At 69.6% G+C, this 17222-nt stretch carries 16 protein-coding genes; 7 read left to right on the forward strand and 9 right to left on the reverse strand.

What is annotated here, in order from left to right; translation table 11 throughout:
• Positions 1 to 414: 414 nt before the first annotated feature.
• From rplM to glmM, 3 genes are all read left to right on the forward strand, one after another.
• Complete coding sequence (rplM, locus tag ABZU99_RS14570; protein WP_044571628.1) at positions 415 to 858, forward strand: 50S ribosomal protein L13; 444 nt, start codon at positions 415 to 417, stop codon at positions 856 to 858.
• 40 nt (positions 859 to 898) lie between these two features.
• Entirely contained in the window at positions 899 to 1402 is a 504-nt protein-coding gene (gene rpsI / locus ABZU99_RS14575) for a 30S ribosomal protein S9 (protein WP_355940369.1), read from the forward strand.
• Positions 1403 to 1574: 172 nt separating this feature from the next.
• Positions 1575 to 2933 (forward strand): phosphoglucosamine mutase, encoded by a 1359-nt coding sequence (gene glmM, locus ABZU99_RS14580; RefSeq protein ID WP_356043033.1) that lies wholly within the window; start codon positions 1575 to 1577, stop codon positions 2931 to 2933.
• Positions 2934 to 3063: 130 nt separating this feature from the next.
• Here glmM and ABZU99_RS14585 read toward each other — a convergent pair whose 3' ends face one another.
• Complete coding sequence (locus ABZU99_RS14585; RefSeq protein ID WP_356043036.1) at positions 3064 to 4020, reverse strand: DUF389 domain-containing protein; 957 nt, start codon at positions 4018 to 4020, stop codon at positions 3064 to 3066.
• Between the two features lie 11 nt (positions 4021 to 4031).
• Positions 4032 to 5042, reverse strand: coding sequence for a type I pantothenate kinase (coaA, locus tag ABZU99_RS14590; RefSeq protein ID WP_355940376.1), 1011 nt, complete (start codon positions 5040 to 5042; stop codon positions 4032 to 4034).
• A gap of 95 nt (positions 5043 to 5137) precedes the next feature.
• On the opposite strand from coaA, the gene glmS reads away from it, so the two are divergent.
• The 3 genes from glmS (at position 5138) to ABZU99_RS14605 (ending at position 7999) form a co-directional block, all read left to right on the forward strand.
• A complete protein-coding gene (gene glmS / locus ABZU99_RS14595) occupies positions 5138 to 6985 on the forward strand; it encodes a glutamine--fructose-6-phosphate transaminase (isomerizing) (protein WP_356043039.1) in 1848 nt (615 codons plus the stop codon).
• A gap of 4 nt (positions 6986 to 6989) precedes the next feature.
• Positions 6990 to 7358: a holo-ACP synthase gene (locus tag ABZU99_RS14600; RefSeq protein WP_355940381.1), complete on the forward strand. Its 369-nt coding sequence runs from the start codon at positions 6990 to 6992 to the stop codon at positions 7356 to 7358.
• Between the two features lie 416 nt (positions 7359 to 7774).
• Positions 7775 to 7999 carry a hypothetical protein gene (locus ABZU99_RS14605; RefSeq protein ID WP_355940384.1) on the forward strand — a complete coding sequence of 75 codons (225 nt, stop codon included), beginning with the start codon at positions 7775 to 7777 and terminating at the stop codon, positions 7997 to 7999.
• Between the two features lie 45 nt (positions 8000 to 8044).
• Here ABZU99_RS14605 and ABZU99_RS14610 read toward each other — a convergent pair whose 3' ends face one another.
• Genes ABZU99_RS14610 through ABZU99_RS14620 form a run of 3 tightly spaced genes read right to left on the reverse strand, consistent with a single transcriptional unit; the run spans position 8045 to position 11848 of the window.
• Positions 8045 to 9154, reverse strand: a complete 1110-nt coding sequence (locus tag ABZU99_RS14610; RefSeq protein ID WP_356043043.1) for a glycosyltransferase family 4 protein — start codon at positions 9152 to 9154, stop codon at positions 8045 to 8047.
• The gene (locus ABZU99_RS14615) at positions 9151 to 10539 is read right to left on the reverse strand and encodes a hypothetical protein (protein ID WP_355940389.1); all 1389 of its coding nucleotides are present in this window, start codon (positions 10537 to 10539) and stop codon (positions 9151 to 9153) included. The genes ABZU99_RS14610 and ABZU99_RS14615 overlap by 4 nt, the downstream gene beginning before the upstream one ends.
• Before the next feature lie 52 nt (positions 10540 to 10591).
• Complete coding sequence (locus tag ABZU99_RS14620; protein WP_355940392.1) at positions 10592 to 11848, reverse strand: nucleotide sugar dehydrogenase; 1257 nt, start codon at positions 11846 to 11848, stop codon at positions 10592 to 10594.
• A 66-nt stretch (positions 11849 to 11914) separates the two neighbouring features.
• Here ABZU99_RS14620 and ABZU99_RS14625 point away from each other — a divergent pair, with 66 nt between their 5' ends.
• Positions 11915 to 12688 (forward strand): glycosyltransferase, encoded by a 774-nt coding sequence (locus ABZU99_RS14625; RefSeq protein WP_355940395.1) that lies wholly within the window; start codon positions 11915 to 11917, stop codon positions 12686 to 12688.
• 139 nt (positions 12689 to 12827) lie between these two features.
• On the opposite strand, the gene ABZU99_RS14630 is transcribed toward ABZU99_RS14625, so the two are convergent.
• The 4 genes from ABZU99_RS14630 to ABZU99_RS14645 all read right to left on the reverse strand — a co-directional run bounded on the left by ABZU99_RS14630 (position 12828) and on the right by ABZU99_RS14645 (position 16845).
• A complete protein-coding gene (locus ABZU99_RS14630) occupies positions 12828 to 13730 on the reverse strand; it encodes a TauD/TfdA family dioxygenase (RefSeq protein WP_355940398.1) in 903 nt (300 codons plus the stop codon).
• Positions 13691 to 14176 carry an ATP-binding protein gene (locus tag ABZU99_RS14635; protein ID WP_355940400.1) on the reverse strand — a complete coding sequence of 162 codons (486 nt, stop codon included), beginning with the start codon at positions 14174 to 14176 and terminating at the stop codon, positions 13691 to 13693. Before ABZU99_RS14635 ends, ABZU99_RS14630 begins: the two co-directional genes overlap by 40 nt.
• A 212-nt stretch (positions 14177 to 14388) precedes the next feature.
• Positions 14389 to 15630 carry a helix-turn-helix domain-containing protein gene (locus ABZU99_RS14640; protein WP_356043049.1) on the reverse strand — a complete coding sequence of 414 codons (1242 nt, stop codon included), beginning with the start codon at positions 15628 to 15630 and terminating at the stop codon, positions 14389 to 14391.
• A gap of 87 nt (positions 15631 to 15717) precedes the next feature.
• Positions 15718 to 16845: a helix-turn-helix domain-containing protein gene (locus ABZU99_RS14645; protein ID WP_355940406.1), complete on the reverse strand. Its 1128-nt coding sequence runs from the start codon at positions 16843 to 16845 to the stop codon at positions 15718 to 15720.
• Positions 16846 to 17222 lie beyond the last annotated feature (377 nt).

Raw genomic sequence — 17222 nt, forward strand, 5'->3', positions numbered from 1 at the left:
GGGGCTGGGCGTCGCGTGGCGGGCCCCGGCCGTAGGTGGAGTTCCGGGGGTGAGTGAAGGGGCTGGGCGTCGCGTGGCGGGCCCCGGCCGTAGGTGGGGTTCCGGGGGTGAGTGAAGGGGCTGGGCGTCGCGTGGCGGGCCCCGGCCGTAGGTCGGGATCCGGGGTGAGCGAAGGGGCCGGGCGGCGCGGAGCGCAGGGGCGTTTTGACCCGTGCGGGGCCGGGCCGGTATTCTGCCAGTTCGTTATGCGTACTGGCTTGCTCGTTCTCACGTGAGAGGCCGTTACGCCGGTCCACCGGGCCGATGACCAGCGGCATGCACTCGGTTGCGTCACCGATGTGCGGCCAGGGCTGTCGTGATCGTCCGGGTGGCCTTGTCAGGTCCAAACTCACTGAAGAAGCGAAGGCTACGACCGTGCGTACGTACAGCCCCAAGCCCGGCGACGTCCAGCGTCAGTGGCACGTCATCGATGCCACCGACGTTGTTCTGGGCCGTCTGGCCACCCAGGCTGCCACCCTGCTGCGAGGCAAGCACAAGCCGGTGTACGCGCCGCATGTCGACGCTGGTGACTTCGTCATCATCATCAACGCCGACAAGGTGCACCTCTCCGGTAACAAGCGGACCCAGAAGATGGCGTACCGCCACTCCGGCTACCCCGGTGGTCTGCGCTCCATCCGTTACGACGAGCTGCTGGAGAAGAGCCCCGAGAAGGCCGTCGAGAAGGCCATCAAGGGCATGCTCCCCAAGAACACCCTGGGCCGTCAGATGCTCTCGAAGCTGAAGGTGTACTCGGGTGACCAGCACCCGCACGCCGCTCAGCAGCCGGTCCCGTTCGAGATCACCCAGGTCGCGCAGTAGTCCGGCCACCCCTTACGACGAAGAGAATCTGAGGAGCATCGTGGCCGAGACCACCGCCGAGACCCCCCTCGATGTCGAGGAGTACACCACCGAGAGCGTTGAGACGGTCGAGTCGGAGTACACCTCCGAGTCGCTCGCTTCCCGCTTCGGCGAACCGCAGCCGGCCGCCGGCACCGGGCGTCGCAAGAACGCCGTGGCGCGCGTGCGCATCGTGCCGGGCAGCGGGCAGTGGAAGATCAACGGGCGTACTCTTGAGGAGTACTTCCCCAACAAGGTTCACCAGCAGGAAGTCAACGAGCCCTTCAAGGTGCTCGAGCTGGACGACCGCTACGACGTCATCGCCCGCATCTCGGGCGGCGGCGTCTCCGGTCAGGCCGGTGCGCTGCGCCTTGGCATCGCCCGTGCGCTGAACGAGGCGGACGTGGACAACAACCGCGGCCCGCTCAAGAAGGCCGGCTTCCTGACCCGTGACGACCGCGCCACCGAGCGTAAGAAGGCCGGTCTGAAGAAGGCCCGCAAGGCGCCGCAGTACAGCAAGCGCTAATCCTCGCCCTCCGCGGACCATCGCGGATCGTGCGGCTTCGCTGCTTATCCGAACGCCCCGGCGGCACCACCGTGCCCCCGGGGCGTTCGGCTATCGCCATCCGGGGGCGTATACCTTCAAGCAAGATTCCAGCAATCTTCTGCCCCCCAGCTCGTAATCTCGGAGGACACCAGTGGGACGACTCTTCGGTACGGATGGTGTGCGCGGCGTCGCGAACGCCGGTCTGACGGCTGAGATGGCGCTCGGCCTGTCGGTCGCGGCGGCGCACGTGCTCGCCGAAGCGGGTACCTTCGAGGGCCATCGGCCGGTGGCGGTGGTCGGGCGGGATCCGCGTGCGTCCGGGGAGTTCCTGGAAGCGGCCGTGGTGGCGGGGCTGGCGAGCGCGGGCGTGGACGTCCTGCGGGTCGGCGTGCTGCCGACCCCGGCCGTCGCCCATCTGACCGGCTCGCTCGACGCGGACCTCGGCGTGATGCTCTCCGCCAGCCACAACCCCATGCCGGACAACGGCATCAAATTCTTCGCCCGCGGCGGCCACAAGCTGGCCGACGAGCTGGAGGACCGCATCGAGGCCACCTACCACGCGCACGCCTCCGGCGAGCCGTGGGACCGGCCGACGGGCGCCGGGGTGGGCCGGGTGCGGACCTACGAGGAGGGCTTCGACGACTACGTCGCCCACCTCATCGGCGTCCTCCCCAACCGGCTGGACGGGCTCAAGGTCGTCATCGACGGGGCCCACGGGGCTGCCGCCCGGGTCTCCCCGGAGGCCTTCGCGCGGGCCGGAGCCGAGGTCGTCACCATCGGCACCGAGCCGGACGGGCTCAACATCAACGACGGCTACGGCTCCACCCACCTCGCCCGGCTCCAGGCCGCCGTCGTCGAGCACCGCGCCGACCTCGGCGTCGCCCACGACGGCGACGCCGACCGCTGCCTCGCCGTGGACGCGGCAGGCCGCGAGGTCGACGGCGACCAGATCCTCGCCGTCCTCGCCCTCGCCATGCGCGAGGCGGGCACCCTGCGCAAGGACACGGTCGTCGGCACCGTGATGTCCAACCTCGGCTTCAAGCTCGCCATGCGGCGCGAGGGCGTCGAGCTGGCCCAGACGGCGGTCGGGGACCGCTATGTGCTGGAGGAGATGAAGTCCTACGGCTACGCCCTCGGCGGCGAGCAGTCCGGCCATGTCATCGTCCTCGACCACGCCACCACCGGCGACGGCACCCTCACCGGCCTCCTCCTCGCCGCCCGCGTCGCCGCGACCGGCCGCACGCTGGCCGACCTGGCGGCCGTCATGGAGCGCCTTCCCCAGGTGCTGATCAACGTCCCCGACGTCGACAAGTCCCGCGTCTCCTCCAGCGCCGAGCTCGCCACCGCCGTGGCCGAGGCGGAGCGCGAGCTCGGCGAGACGGGCCGGGTCCTGCTCCGCCCGTCGGGCACGGAGCCGCTGGTCCGCGTGATGGTCGAGGCCGCCGACATCGATCAGGCCCGCTCGGTGGCGGGCCGTCTGGCGGACGTCGTCAAGTCGTCCCTGGGCTGAACCCCGGCCGCTCTCACGTGCCGGACGGGCTGATGCCCCACCCCGGCCGCTCTCACGTGCCGGACGGGCTGATGCCCCACCCCGGCCGCTCTCACGTGCCGGACGGGCTGATGCCCCGGCCCGTCCGCTCTCACGTGCCGGACGGGCTGATGCCCCGGCCCGTCCGGCGGCGCTGCCGCGCCCACAGGGCCTTCTGCACGAGCAGTGTCAGCGTGCCCGCCAGCACGATCCCCGCCAGGTTCAGCAGCAGCTGCTCGATCGATCCCCACATCTGGTCGATCTCGCCGTAGCCGAGGGCCACCGCCGCGTTGGCCGCCGCCGGGACGGTGGTCACCGAGATCGCCACACCCACCAGCAGGCCGGACTTCGCCGAGGTCAGGGAGAGCGTTCCGGCGATTCCGGCGAGCACGGCCACCACGAACGAGAACATGTCCGGCTTCCAGATGAAGTCCGTGTTCGGGCGGTCCGCCTCCAGCATGTCCCGGCCGAAGAGCCCGAGGGCGTCCATCAGCAGGCTGAAGCCGGTCGTCAGGGCCATGGCCGCCGCGAAGCCGACGACCAGGGCGATCGCCGAGCGGGCGGCCAGCCGGGGGGCGCGCCGGACGAGCGCGGTGCACAGGCCCGCCAGGGGGCCGAACTCGGGGCCCACGGCCATCGCGCCGACGATCAGGATCGCGTTGTCCAGCACCACACCGCACGCCGCGATCATCGTGGCGATGACGAGGAAGGCGAGGAAGGTCACGGAGAGCGTGGACTCCTCGTGGGTGGCTTCGGCCAGGTGCTCCCACAGCACGGCGTCCGCGCCCTCGCCGGGCGCCTCCGCCTCGGCCTTGTCGGCGCGCCGGGAGAGCGACAGGTCGATGTCCTCGACGGCGATCGAGCCGGTCTCGTGGAGGCCCAGCTCACGCAGCTCGGCCAGCAGTGCGTCGCCCGCCTCACGGGCGACGTCGCACAGCACGACGTCCCCGGCGGGGTCGCGCGCGGCGCCGGGTAGCACCACGAGATGCGTGGCGCCGACGGTCCGCTGGATGGTGCTGACCACCTCGTCGGTGCGGTCGGCCGGGGCGATCAGCCGCAGATGCAGCACGACGGGACTCCTCAGAGCTTGCGCAGGGACAGCCGCTGGACCTTGTGGTCGGGGCCTTTGCGGAGCACGAGCGTCGCCCGCCCCCGCGTCGGCTGGACATTCTGCTTCAGATTCGGCTCGTTGATGGTCCGCCAGATCATGCGGCCGTAGTCGAGCGCCTCCTCCTCGGAGACCTGGGTGTACTTGCGGAAGTACGACGACGGGTCCTGGAAGGCCGTCTCGCGCAGCTTCCTGAAGCGGCCGAGGTACCAGCGCTCGATGTCCTCGGTCCGGGCGTCCACGTACACGCTGAAGTCGAAGAAGTCCGCGAGCCCGACCCGGGTCAGACCGTCCTTCCCCGGCAGCGCGGGCTGGAGCACATTGAGCCCCTCGACGATCAGGATGTCGGGGCGGTGCACGGTCAGCCGCTCGTGCGGGACGATGTCGTAGATCAGGTGGGAGTAGACCGGCGCCGTGACCTCGGCCTTGCCGGCCTTCACATCGGCGACGAAGCGGGTCAGCGCCCTGCGGTCGTACGACTCGGGGAACCCTTTGCGGGACATCAGCCCGCGCCTTTGCAGCTCGGCGTTGGGGTGGAGGAAGCCGTCGGTGGTGATCAGCTCGACGCGGGGGTGCTCGGGCCAGCGGGCCAGCAGGGCCTGGAGCAGCCGGGCGGTGGTGGACTTGCCGACCGCGACGCTGCCCGCCACGCCGATGACGAAGGGGGTGCCGTCCTGGGTGCCGCCGCCCTTCTTCGTACCGCCGAGGAAGGTGTTCAGCGCGCCGCGCAGCCGGCCGGTCGCGGCGACGTAGAGGTTGAGCAGCCGGGAGAGCGGGAGGTAGACGTCCCGTACCTCGTCGAGGTCCATGGCGTCGCCGAGCCCGCGCAACCGCTCCACCTCCTCGGCGGTCAGCGGCAGCGGGGTCTTGTCCCGCAGCGCGCTCCACTCGGCGCGTGACAGATCCACGTACGGGCTTGCCTCGCCGCTCCGCCGCTGTGGGGCGCGCACGGTGCGCGCCGCGCGCGCGGTTGACGTGATCACACCCTCATTGTGTGGGCTGGGGACCGGGGAGTGGGGTGCGCGGGGGCGTGGGGTCGGTCACCCCGGCGCGGGGGTGCGGGTCGTACGCTGCGTGCATGTGCGGAATCGTTGGTTATGTGGGAGGGCAGTCCGCCCTCGATGTCGTCCTTGCCGGGCTCAAGCGGCTCGAGTACCGCGGCTATGACTCGGCCGGGGTGGCCGTGCTGGCCGACGGCGGGCTGGCCGCCGCGAAGAAGGCGGGCAAGCTCGCCAACCTGGAGAAGGAGCTGGCCGACCGTCCGCTGCCCAGTGGCAGCACCGGTATCGGCCACACCCGCTGGGCCACCCACGGCGGTCCGACCGACGCCAACGCCCATCCGCATCTGGACAACGCGGGCCGGGTCTGCGTCGTGCACAACGGCATCATCGAGAACTTCGCCGTGCTCCGCGCCGAGCTGGCCGAGCGCGGCCATGAGCTGGCCTCGGAGACGGACACCGAGGTCGTGGCGCATCTGCTCGCCGAGTCCTTCTCCTCCTGCGGCGATCTGGCCGAGGCGATGCGCCAGGTGTGCCGCCGGCTGGAGGGCGCCTTCACCCTGGTCGCCGTGCACGCGGACGCGCCGGATGTGGTGGTCGGGGCGCGCCGGAACTCGCCGCTGGTCGTCGGCGTCGGCGAGGACGAGGCGTTTCTCGCCTCCGATGTGGCCGCCTTCATCGCGCACACCCGCGAGGCCATCGAGCTGGGCCAGGACCAGGTCGTGGAGGCGCGCCGGGACGGGGTGACGGTCACCGACTTCGACGGGGCGCCCGCCGAGGTCCGCCCGTACCACGTGGACTGGGACGCCTCGGCCGCCGAGAAGGGCGGCTACGACTACTTCATGCTCAAGGAGATCGCCGAGCAGCCGAGGGCCGTCGCGGACACCCTCCTGGGCCGTATCGACCTGGCCGGAAACCTCTGTCTGGACGAGGTCCGGATCCCGGCGTCGGTGCTGCGCGAGGTCAGCAAGGTCGTGATCGTCGCGTGCGGCACCGCCTTCCACGCCGGGATGATCGCCAAGTACGCCATCGAGCACTGGACCCGGATCCCCTGCGAGACGGAGCTGGCCAGCGAGTTCCGCTACCGGGATCCGATCCTCGACCAGCGCACCCTCGTCATCGCCATCTCGCAGTCGGGCGAGACGATGGACACGCTGATGGCGCTGCGGCACGCCCGCGAGCAGGGCGCGAAGGTGCTCGCCATCTGCAATACGAACGGCTCCACGATTCCGCGCGAGTCCGACGCCGTGCTGTACACCCACGCCGGGCCCGAGGTCGCCGTCGCCTCCACCAAGGCGTTCCTCACCCAGCTGGTCGCCTGCTATCTGGTGGCCCTCTATCTGGGGCAGGTGCGCGGCACCAAGTGGGGCGACGAGATCCTCTCCGTGATCCGTGAGCTCTCCGAGATCGCCACCCAGGTGGAGGAGGTCCTGGAGACGATGGAGCCGGTACGGGAGCTCGCGCGCACCCTCGCCGACAAGAACACCGTGCTCTTCCTGGGCCGGCATGTGGGCTACCCGGTGGCGCTGGAGGGTGCGCTCAAGCTCAAGGAGCTGGCGTACATGCACGCCGAGGGGTTCGCGGCGGGCGAGCTCAAGCACGGCCCGATCGCGCTGATCGAGCAGGATGTGCCGGTGGTGGTGGTCGTGCCGTCGCCGCGCGGGCGCTCGGTGCTGCACGACAAGATCGTCTCGAACATCCAGGAAATCCGGGCGCGCGGCGCCCGGACCATCGTCATCGCGGAGCGCGGGGACGAGACGGTCGCCCCCTACGCGGACCACCTGATCGAGATCCCGGTCACCCCGACCCTGCTGCAGCCCCTGGTGGCCACCGTGCCGCTGCAGGTCTTCGCCTGCGAGCTGGCGACGGCGCGCGGGAACGAGGTCGACCAGCCGCGGAACCTGGCCAAGTCGGTGACCGTCGAGTGAGCGCATGATCGTCGGCGTCGGCATCGACGTGGCCGAGATCGACCGGTTCGCGGACGCGCTGCGGCGTACGCCGGGGATGGCGGACCGGCTGTTCGTCGAGGCCGAGCTGTGGCTGCCGAGCGGGGAGCGCCGCGGCGTCGCCTCGCTGGCGGCCCGGTTCGCGGCCAAGGAGGCGCTGGCCAAGTCCCTGGGCGCCCCGGGCGGCCTGCGCTGGACGGACGCCCAGGTCCTGACCGAGCCCAGCGGCCGGCCGCGGCTGTCGGTGCGCGGCACGGTCGCGACCTGGGCCGAGCGGCTGGGGGTGCGGGGGCTGCATGTGTCCCTCAGCCATGACGCGGGCGTCGCGTCGGCTGTGGTGATCGCGGAAGGGTGACCTTGCCGCTCCTGCGGTGCGCCTGGAGTGCGTGGTGGGTGCCGGGGGCGGGGCCTGCGGGGCGGCGCCCTGGACCGCATATTTACGGTCGTGCCCGGGGACGTGGGGTGGGTCCGGGGATAGGCGCCACAAATATGCGAAAGCGTCCAGGACACCACCCCTCCGACCCCGCCCCTCCCTCCGTCGGGCGGCTCCCCGCCGGTGGCACCGGCCCTTGCCCGGTCCCGGTGCCCGCCTGGTTGCGGGTGCTGGGCGGGGTGGGTGCGACCCTGCCCCTTCCCGTCTCGTCGGCGGCTCCCCGTCCGGTGGTTCCGGCCCCGCTGCCGCGGGAGGGACATGTTCCGGCCGTAGCGCTGTATGCGATGGATGTGACGAACAGCCGTCGCAGTCTCTTGCGGGGGTACGGTCAGGGTCGAGTGATCGGTCAACGAGCCTGGGCGGCGCCCGGCGTCGTCCAGGGCGACGACGCCGCGGAAGTCGTCCTTGCTGTTGACCGAGCGGTCCCGGCCCGAGGTCCGGTCGGTGGTCAAGAGCCGAACGGCGGCCTCGCCTGCGCGGTCGCGGACCTCGAGGGCGAGGGCGCCGCGCAGGACGAGCAAGCCGTCGCGGTCGAAGGCGAAGCCGGAATACGCGACACCTGAACACGCGACCTCACCAGTCCCGAGGCCGGTCTCGAAACACCGGGGTCAGGAGGTAACGCGGAGCGTCAGTTCGCGAAGCTGGCGGCCGGTGGTAGTGATGTCGTATCGGCGCGCGTTATTGAGAGACGCCTTGGTCAGGGCCTTGCGCCGGTGGACGTCCCGGCCCAGCTCGTCTAGGGCCACGGCCAGCGAGCGTGGGTCGCCAGGCGCGTAGGGAATGCCAGTGCTCCCGAGAATTTCCCTTACACCGGGAAGATCGGCGTAGGCGACCGGGAGTCCGTGGGCTTGGGCCTCGATGAGGACGAGCCCGAAAGCCTCCAGACCTCTGGTCGTGAAGACGAAGGCGTCGAAGTTCGGCAGACGGCGCCACAGTTCGGCGCGGGGCAGGAGCGGAACAAAATGGACCCGGTCCCGCAGCCCGAGTTCGATAGCCCGCTGCTCCAGATGCTCCCGTAGGGGTCCTTTGCCGATCACGGTCAAGTGGTGCGGCTGATCGGTCAATGCGAGGGATTCGACGGCGGTGATCGTGGATTTGTTGTCGTCCAGGCGACCGGCGTGCACCAGAGTCAGGGGTCCGATTCCAGTAGGCGGTTGATCGCGTACCCGGGCATCGCTCAAGGGGATACCCCACGGGATGACGGTGAGTCGATCGGTGAATCGGCGTCCGGTGAGACGGTCGATGCGGTCGGCGAGGGCGGAGGTCGGGGCGACGATCGCGGCGCTTGCGGCAGCAACTTCATTCATGACCTCGCGTTCCGATGCGCTGCGCTCGGCCACCATCACGTCGGGGCCGTGGGCGATGGCGATGATCGGGATGTTGCCAGCGATTCGGGTGAAGGCCAGGCTGAGAGCGAGCCCGAGGTACTGGGCGTGGATGGCGTTCGGCTGGATCTTCTCGATGAGCGCACCGACCTCACGCGTCAACTCGTCAACGTACGGGTCGAAGTCGGGGCCGTGAGGGCGTTTCGTCGTGGAGAGGGTGATTAGCTGATCAAACGCGGCCTTCCAAGCCTGATCGACCGGTCCCCTTCCCAGGAAGGTCGTGTGGGTATTAGGCATCGCTCCGTAGAGATCGTTGACGAGGATCATGCTCCCGGACGAAGGCTCGGAGATGCGGTTGATGCCCGTCAGGATGTTCAGGAGTTTAGAGGTCATGCGGAGATCCCATCAATGGATGCCCGTTGCATGGGAATCGGAGATCGGGCTCCCAGGGCCACCTCGACTCGTGAGTCAGCGATGGCGATCTGCCTCTCGCGCTGACGAGGTGGCGCCCACCACGACGCCAGGTGCGGCGTGAAGACGGCCGAGACCTCCTCGGCCGGATGTAGGTAGCCCTTACTGTCCTGTTCTGCCGTCCATACTCTGACTGCCGACCTGGGGTAGACGGGATTTATCCCTATCTCTCCCTTGGGGAGGATTCCATTGAAGGGTGTGGGTATTCCCTCGATGTTCCAGTAATCCCATGCCTCAAGAGCCTTGGCTTTCTCGAAGCAATGGTAGAGCTGCTGATAGCGCGGCATGTACCGGATCTCGCGGAAGATCATCTGGCCGATCAGTCCAGGCGCGACGTTCCGGAGCGTGCTGAGATCAGCGCCCAGGAAGGTGACCGACGCCGCATCCTGGGACGGGTGCAGCGCGGTCCGGGCGAACAGGTGGGACAGTCGTCGCCGGACGTACTCGGCGACTCCCGGGCCGAGAGCTGGTTCCATGCCTTCGATGAGCTGGACGAGCCGGTGATACCGCGGATTGAAACGGGCCAGGTCGAACAACTGGTCCATGCCGTCCACGGCGGCGAAGGCGAGTCGTTTGTAGAGCCAGTTGTTCAGCTCTCCCGCCTGGGCATAGGTCTTGGTCTCCGGAGTAACGGAGTGGAGCATCAGGTATTCGGACAGAACCTCGAAGTACAGGTAGCCGAGGAACGGCACGTGGGCCACGGCGTCGGACAACTGGTCGATGAACTCGGGTGCCGGAGTGGCATGGCCGGCAGCGTTGCGCAGGGCGACGTCGAGGAACACGGCCGCGGAACGCAGCCCGGTCAGCACGGCGTGGTCAAGCTGGTCGTTCTCGGCCAGGGTCAGGAAGCTCTGGTAGCGCAGGTAGGTACGCAGGTGGATGGCACCGAGATACAGGTAGTCGACGCCCTTGGGCCGGATCGGGGCGTCCGGGATGACCTCGAAGACCATGGGCGTGGTGGAAGGCTTCGTCCGCATCAGGTAGGCGCCGAGGTTGTGGGGGCGCAGTCCCTCACGCTGACTGACGAGAGGCGAGCAGTACAAGGCTCCGACCAGGCATCCGGTGGAGACGTGCAACTGCCGGCTGGTGCGGATGGCGTCGATGTTCTTGGTGGTGTGCAGCAGGTACATCGGATTTCCGCTGACGAGCGCTTCGGTCATGGCGTTGTGTCGTATCAGCCAGCCGTTGGGGGCTGATGTCTCCAGATACTGGCGCCAGTCGCTCTCGCTTTCGGCCAGCGAGGCAGGAATTTGACGCTGCGCGGGCATGGTGTAGTCCGTGTGGGCGTGTTCCCACTCGTCGCGCAAGAGAACTCCCGGGAATGGAGGATTGGCAGCGGGTCGGGAGGATCTCGAGATGCTAAAGAGTCTCGACGTTCACTCCGGAAAGGCGGTTTCGGCAGTCGAGAACATAGGTCGCGCATTTCTCGATCATCGGGAGGTCGAATCGGGTGTGGTCCATGAGAAGCACCACGGCATCAGCGGCCGCGACCTCCTCCGGGGTCGCGTCGACCCGGGGCATGTTCAGCTTGGTGTCGTCACCCTCCGGGACGTTGGGGTCGGCGCCGCGGACCTCGGCGCCGAGGTTGATGAGAAGTTCGGCGACACGTGCCGAAGGTGAATTGCGAAGGTCGGTGGCGTTGTACTTGTAGGTCAGGCCGAGCAGCAGGATCCGAGATCCGTTGATGGTCATGCGGCGCTTGTCGAGTGCTTCCACGAGACGCCGGACGACGTAGTCGGGCATGTGGCGGTTAATGTCGTCGGCGAGTTTCACGAACCGGAAAGGGACGCTGAGCTCCTGTTGGATCTTCCACGAGAGGAACAACGGGTCGACGGGTAGGCAGTGCCCGCCGACTCCCGGCCCCGGGGTGAACCGCGTGAATCCGAAGGGTTTGGTCGCGGCGGCGTCGATAGCCTCCCAGATGTTCACGCCGAGGGAAGCGGCCAGCATCGCCATCTCGTTGACCATGGAGATGTTGACGAACCGGAAGACGTTCTCGATCAGCTTGGCCATCTCGGCGACCTTGGTCCCGGACACCGGTACCGTGGTCTGAAAGATGCCCTCGTAGAAACCCTTGATCACGTCGAGTGATTTGGCGTCGATTCCGGACACCAATTTAGGGGTCCCGTCGAACGACCACCTCTTGTTTCCCGGAGCGATACGCTCGGGACTGAATCCGGCCAGGAAGTCCACCCCGCCTTTGAGGCCCGACGCCGTCTCCAGGATCGGCAGCAGCAGTTCCTCGGTGGTGCCGGGATAGGTCGTGGACTCCAGGACAACGGTCGCGCCGGGCCGAAGGTGCTCGCCCAGGGTCCGGGCGCAGGACTCGATGTAGGTCAGGTCGGGCACGCCGTCCCGCAGCGGGGTCGGCACGGTGATCACCGCGATGTCGAAGCCGGCCAGCGCGGCAGCATCGGCGGTCGCGGAGTAGACCCCGGAGCCCAGCACTGCGCGCAGCCGTGAGGAGGCCACATCCTCCACGTAGGACTGGCCGGCGGCGAGCTGCTGGACGCGGTGCGGGTCCACGTCGTAGCCGACGACACGGTGACCCACCTCTGCGGCGCGCACGGCCAGTGGAAGCCCTACGTAGCCCTGACCAGCGACAACTATCTGCATGGCAGCTCCTACTCGATTGCGGTGCTTGAATGGACCGTCGTTCCTGGTCTGGCAAGGAGAAGCGCTGTGCCCCTGGTGTCTGTCGTGATGCCCGTGTACAACTCGGCGGCCACCCTCGGCGCAGCCGTCCGATCGGTGCTCACGCAGACCCACAGCGACCTGGAGCTGTTGGTCACCGACGACCAGTCCTCCGATGGCTCCATGGACCTGCTCCGCGAGTTCGCCGAGCAGGACGAGCGCGTCCTGCCAAAGTCGGCACCCGAACGGGGCGGTGCGGGCCGGGCCCGCAATCTGGCGATCGAGCGGGCCAACGGGGACTACATCGCCTTTCTCGACAGCGACGACATGTGGCTTCCGGAGAAGACCGAGAAGCAGCTCGCCTTCGCTGCGGCGGGTAGCGCGCCTTTGACTTTCACCTCGTACTTCAAGATGGACGCCGACTACGACGGCGAGAGCACCGACTGGGTCCCGAACGGGCGGGTGGTCCGTGCGCGGGAGCACGTGGACTACCGCGCGATGCTGGTCCAAGACCACATCGGTGCTCTCACCGCCATGTACGACCGCAATGTCCTGGGCACGAGGCTGATGCCGGAGATGCGAAAGCGCCAGGACTACGCCCTCTGGCTGTCGATCATGCGGGACGGCGCTGACGCCCATGGCCTGGCTGAGCCACTTGCGGTGTACAGGGCCCACCAGGCAGGATCGCTGTCCTCCAACAAGCTCTCGCTCGTGCAATACAACTGGGCCCTGTACCGCGAGCACGAGCATCTGTCGGTCCCGCGGGCGACGCGGGCGCTGGCCGGCGCTGTGTGGCAGTCGCTGCGCAACTCGCGCATCTAGATCCGTGCACGGGCCAAGGGAGCCCGGTGCGCAACCGTTTCCGGGGGTGCCCGACCGGGCCCCGCCCCGTGGCCGTGCCGCGTGCTCGGGGGCTGGACCTGGAGGTGGGACTCGGTGGGTCACCGGTGCCGTCGGCCGGCTACGTGGCCGAGCCGTCGCCGGCCCTCGCGCGGAGGAACAACTGGAGGAGTAGCCGCCGGTCGGAGACCGGGACGGTCTCCTGACCGCTGTGGAGCGCCTCCCGACCGTGCAGGAAGCGGTGCTGGTTCACGATGAGGTAGTCCCCGGGCTGGAGCATGAAGGAGACCTGACCCCGGACGAGCTCGTCGGCGAGCTCCCTGGCGGCGTCGGCGTGCGCCTGGCCGAGCTGGGACCGCTCCAGCATCTTGGCGGTGAAGCGGACGAACCCCTCGCCCGGGTCGGAGCCGTCCAGGATCGGGAACGGCTTGTACTCCTCGCCGACGCCGTGCAGGTCGAAGAAGGTCCCGTAGTGGTAGGCCGTCTCGGCCAGGAGGGCGCGGCTGTTCTCCGACAGCCGCGCCACCGCAGCGTGGGCGTCGGAGAGGATGCTGGGGCCGCCGCCGAGCGGGTCGGGGCGAACGCAGAGGAGCGTGGTGTAGTCGGGGGGCAAGGTTCCGTTCACCAGGTCCATGTGGAAGGCGTTGTATCCGATGCCGCTGGACTTGCCGGGGTCCTTGTCGACCTTGACCCCGATGTCCTTCCACAGGGGCCACCGCGGGAAGGGCGAGAAGGGGACGGCCACCTCGGCCGCGAAGGCCGTCGCCAGCCGCAGGAACCGGTCGTCGTCGGTCCCCAGCGCCTTGGCGAGGTTCCCCAGGCGCAGCACGGCGTATCCGCCGCCATCCCCGGTCAGCGCGTGGCGCAGGATCGCGGCAGATTCCTCGAACCGCGGGGTGGCCTTCAGCTCGGTCCGGTACCGCTCCATGGTGGACGTCGCCAGGAACGAGCCATCCAGTTCCCAGGGCGGGAGAGCACGGTCGATCAGAGCGGCTTCGAGTTCGCTCGGGATGTCGATGAACACGCGGGGCTTCCTTCTCTCTTGGGGTTCTCGGCGGGGACCAGGGGCAGGCGGACGACGATCCGCTTGCCGCCGGTGGCGGTGTCCGGGATGACCTCGGCCCGGCCATGGACCTCCCGCACCAGGGCGTTGACCAGGAACAGGCCGCGGCCCCCGAGGTCGTGGGCAGCCGGTAGGGGCTTCGGCTTGAACGGGTGGGCATCCGCGACGGCCAGCACCAGTTCGGCCCCGTCCTCGACGGCGAAGCTGACCGTGGCGGTGGGCGAGAGCACAGCCGCGTGCTGCACCACGTTCGTCACGAGCTCGCTGATGATCAGGCACGCTGTGTCCACGACCTGCTCGGACATACCCCAGCCTGCGAGGACTTTGACGGTCTCACGGCGGGCCAGCGGGACGTGCTCGGCCGTGGAGATCACCTGGAGGTCGTGGTGCATCGCAGTGCTGGACATCGCGCAGCTCACCCTCTCTCCGGGCGGCAGCTGCCCGGACCATAACAGAGGGTAAGTGCGCCAGCACGCAGGGGTGTTCACTGTCGTGAACCCACAGGCCCGAACCAGTTCAGGGTCGACGAGGCACCGCCGGAGGGAGCGTTCGCGTACGAAGCACCGTGCTCCGTCGCGTACGGGCTTATGTCTTCAGCCGGACGGAGAGGTGTCGCCGGTCAGAGTGGCAGGCCGATGCGGTGGGCCAGGCCCCGCAGCTCCCGGGCGGTGTGGGCGGGCAGTTGCCGGTCCGTGAGGAACTCGACGGTGTTCCTCACCTGCGCGTTGGCGTGGATGCGCTGGGGGGCGATCTGCTCGGCGGTCAGCAGGGCCGCGACCGCCTCGGCCTCCCGGCCGCGCAGATGGGACAGGGACCGGCCCAGATCGGCGTGGAAGGCGGCCTGCCGCCCCGGAGCGTGTTCCAGGGCCTCGGGATGCACCCCGCCCCCGACGGTGACGGCCTCGCCGTGCAGACCCAGGTCGGTGTTGAGGCTCACCTGGTGGATGCCGACGTTGGTGGGGCCGAAGTTCAGGTGCCAGGCCCGCGTCTCGCCGGTGCGGTCGGCGAGGTTCGCGGCCTCGGCGAGGTGGCCGCGGACTTCTGCGGCGCGGGCCTTCCCGGGCCGCTGCCGGTCCTGGGTCAGCGAAGTGGCGGAGATCAGGTGGAGTTCGCCGAGCAGAGCGTGCGCGTCCGGGCTCGTCAGATGCGCTTCCAGGGTGTTGGCGGCGGCGGTGGCCAGGGCCAGGGCCTGGGTGGGGCTGCCGGCCGACATCAGCACATGAGTGTGGAAGAAGCCGGAGAGTGCGGAGTAGACCGGGTCGTCGAGTTCCACGATCGCTTCGGCGGCCCGGGTGACGGCGATGAACGCCAGATCGGTGTAGCCGAGGTTCTTCAGCAGCAGAGTGCAGGCCGGGTGGTAGGCGTCCGCCAGCAGCTTCAGCATCCGGTACCGCAAGGCGCCGTCGGCGGTCCCGGTCGCGGCGTGCAGGTCGGCCAGCAGCGTGGGCAGGCCGGCGGCGAGGGTGCCGTATTCGGCAGCGTGGTAGAGCCGGTTGGCTCGTTCCACCCGCTGGGCCAGCACCGTCGCCGGAACCTCGGGCGGGCGGAGGTCCGGCGGGGCGGCCATGGTGATCCCCATCAGCGTCAGCCGCAGAGCCGGGATCGCCTCGTGGGCTGCACTCGCGTTCGGGTCCACTGGGGCGAAGGGCTGGCCGGTCAGCTCGGACGGAGCGATCTGCAACGCCTCGGCGAGGGCGGTGATGTGACTGGAGCGGTCCAGCAGCCGCTGGCCGTTCTCCACCATCGACAGCTGGCCGGCCGACACTCCGGCCAGGCCCGCGAGGTTGCGCAGGCTCATCCCGCGCTGGCGGCGGGCCGAGCGCAGACGCTCGCCGATCCTCCGGGCCTTCTCTTCGTCCATGACCCCCGCCTTCAACGCCCGTGCCTCAGCCGTAGCGTAGGGCGAGCATCCAGCGTCCAGGGGTCTTTCCCGCCAAGACGGGTGGCATCACCGCAGCCCGGCCCGCTCGGCCAGATTCCGCGCCGCCTCGGCCTGGACGGTGTCGGTGGTGCGTGCAGCGAGCGCGGCGACCAGCTCCCGGGCGAAGGGGTCCAGCCGCAGCCGCAGCGGAGCCGCCGCGTCGGCTTCGACGAGGCGGGCGGCGGCCTCATCGACGCGGCCACGGCGGGCCTCGGCCGCGGCGGCAACCGTCAGCAGGCGGGATCGCTGAGCGCCGTCGAGTTCGGTCAGCTCCGCCGCGCGGGCATGCTCGGCGGCTTCCTCGGCGTCGCCGTGCTCGGCGGCGACGGCGGCACGGCCCACGACCACCATGGCCGACTCCCGCGCGTCGGTGGCCCGCTCGGCAGCCGTGGCAAGGAGCCGTTCGGCGTGCTGGCGACGTCCGGCTATGGCCTGGGCGACAGCGGCCAGCGCCGGAAGCTCCCACCCGGCTCCGGCGTTCTCGGCACGTTCGGCGCGGGCCAGCGCGTACTCCGGAAAGCCGAGGTCGATCAGGAGCCGCACCTCCTCGACCAGCACTGGCAGCGGTTCGCGGGTGCCGGGGCGGGCGCGGTGCAGCAGCATCCACGCCAGGTCCTTGTAGCCCAGGCGCCGCAGCAGCCCGGCGCCCAGCACATGCACCTGAACCCGCAGCCGCACAGCCTCCGCCCGCCCATGCACCGAGGCAGTGACGACCGCGTGGTCCGCGCCCTCGATCAGCTCCGGCAGCGCGAGCGCGAGAGCGTGCTCATCGCCCGCCGCACCGGCCTGTGCGGCGGCCCGGGTCTGCTCCGCCAGTTCCTCCAGCAGCAGGCTGGCGGCCGAATCCGGGTGCGGGCGAGCGACGCGGCGTCGCAGGTGGAAGGCGACCGCCCGCACCGCCGCGTGCTCTTCCCCGCGCGGCGGGTAGGGCTGCCCGGTCAAGTCCGCGACATCCAAGCGCAAGGCGGCGGCCAGCGCCGCCAGCCGGCTGCGGCGGTCCACCCACTCCCCGCCCGTCTCCAGCGTGGCGACGTAGTCGAGCGGTAGGCCAGCGCCGGAGGCTAGGTCCTCGCGGGTCAGCCCCCGGCGCAGCCGCCAGGCAGCCAGGCGGGCCCCAATCGGGCCGCCGACGGCCGTCTCATCCAGCTCGCGCATCACCAGATTGCTCGCATACCCACTCGCCCGGACCATGTGCTCTGCCAGGACAAAGGCCCGCTCATCCCACTCAGGGGTATCCGCGGTGAGCTCGTATGCCCTTCGCGCGACACACTAGTCACACTGGCGAAGACGGTGCGAACCGGCAGTTGATGCGTTCGCTCATGGCGAGGGACGGCCCGGGGTCGGCAGGACAGCGACGTTCTCTCCCTCCAACGCACTCCAGGCGCTGACCAGCATCTGAGGTCATAGGGCCGCACCCACCCCCGCCGAGCGCCCGTCCCAGGGCGATCCGGCGGCCCGGGGCCGGGCCATACCCACCCCCACCCCAATGCCCGCCACCGGACGGACCTGGAACCGAGCCAGGGACTGTGCTA

The organism is Streptomyces sp. NPDC005266 (assembly GCF_040607655.1).
In the GTDB taxonomy this organism is placed as follows: domain Bacteria; phylum Actinomycetota; class Actinomycetes; order Streptomycetales; family Streptomycetaceae; genus Streptomyces.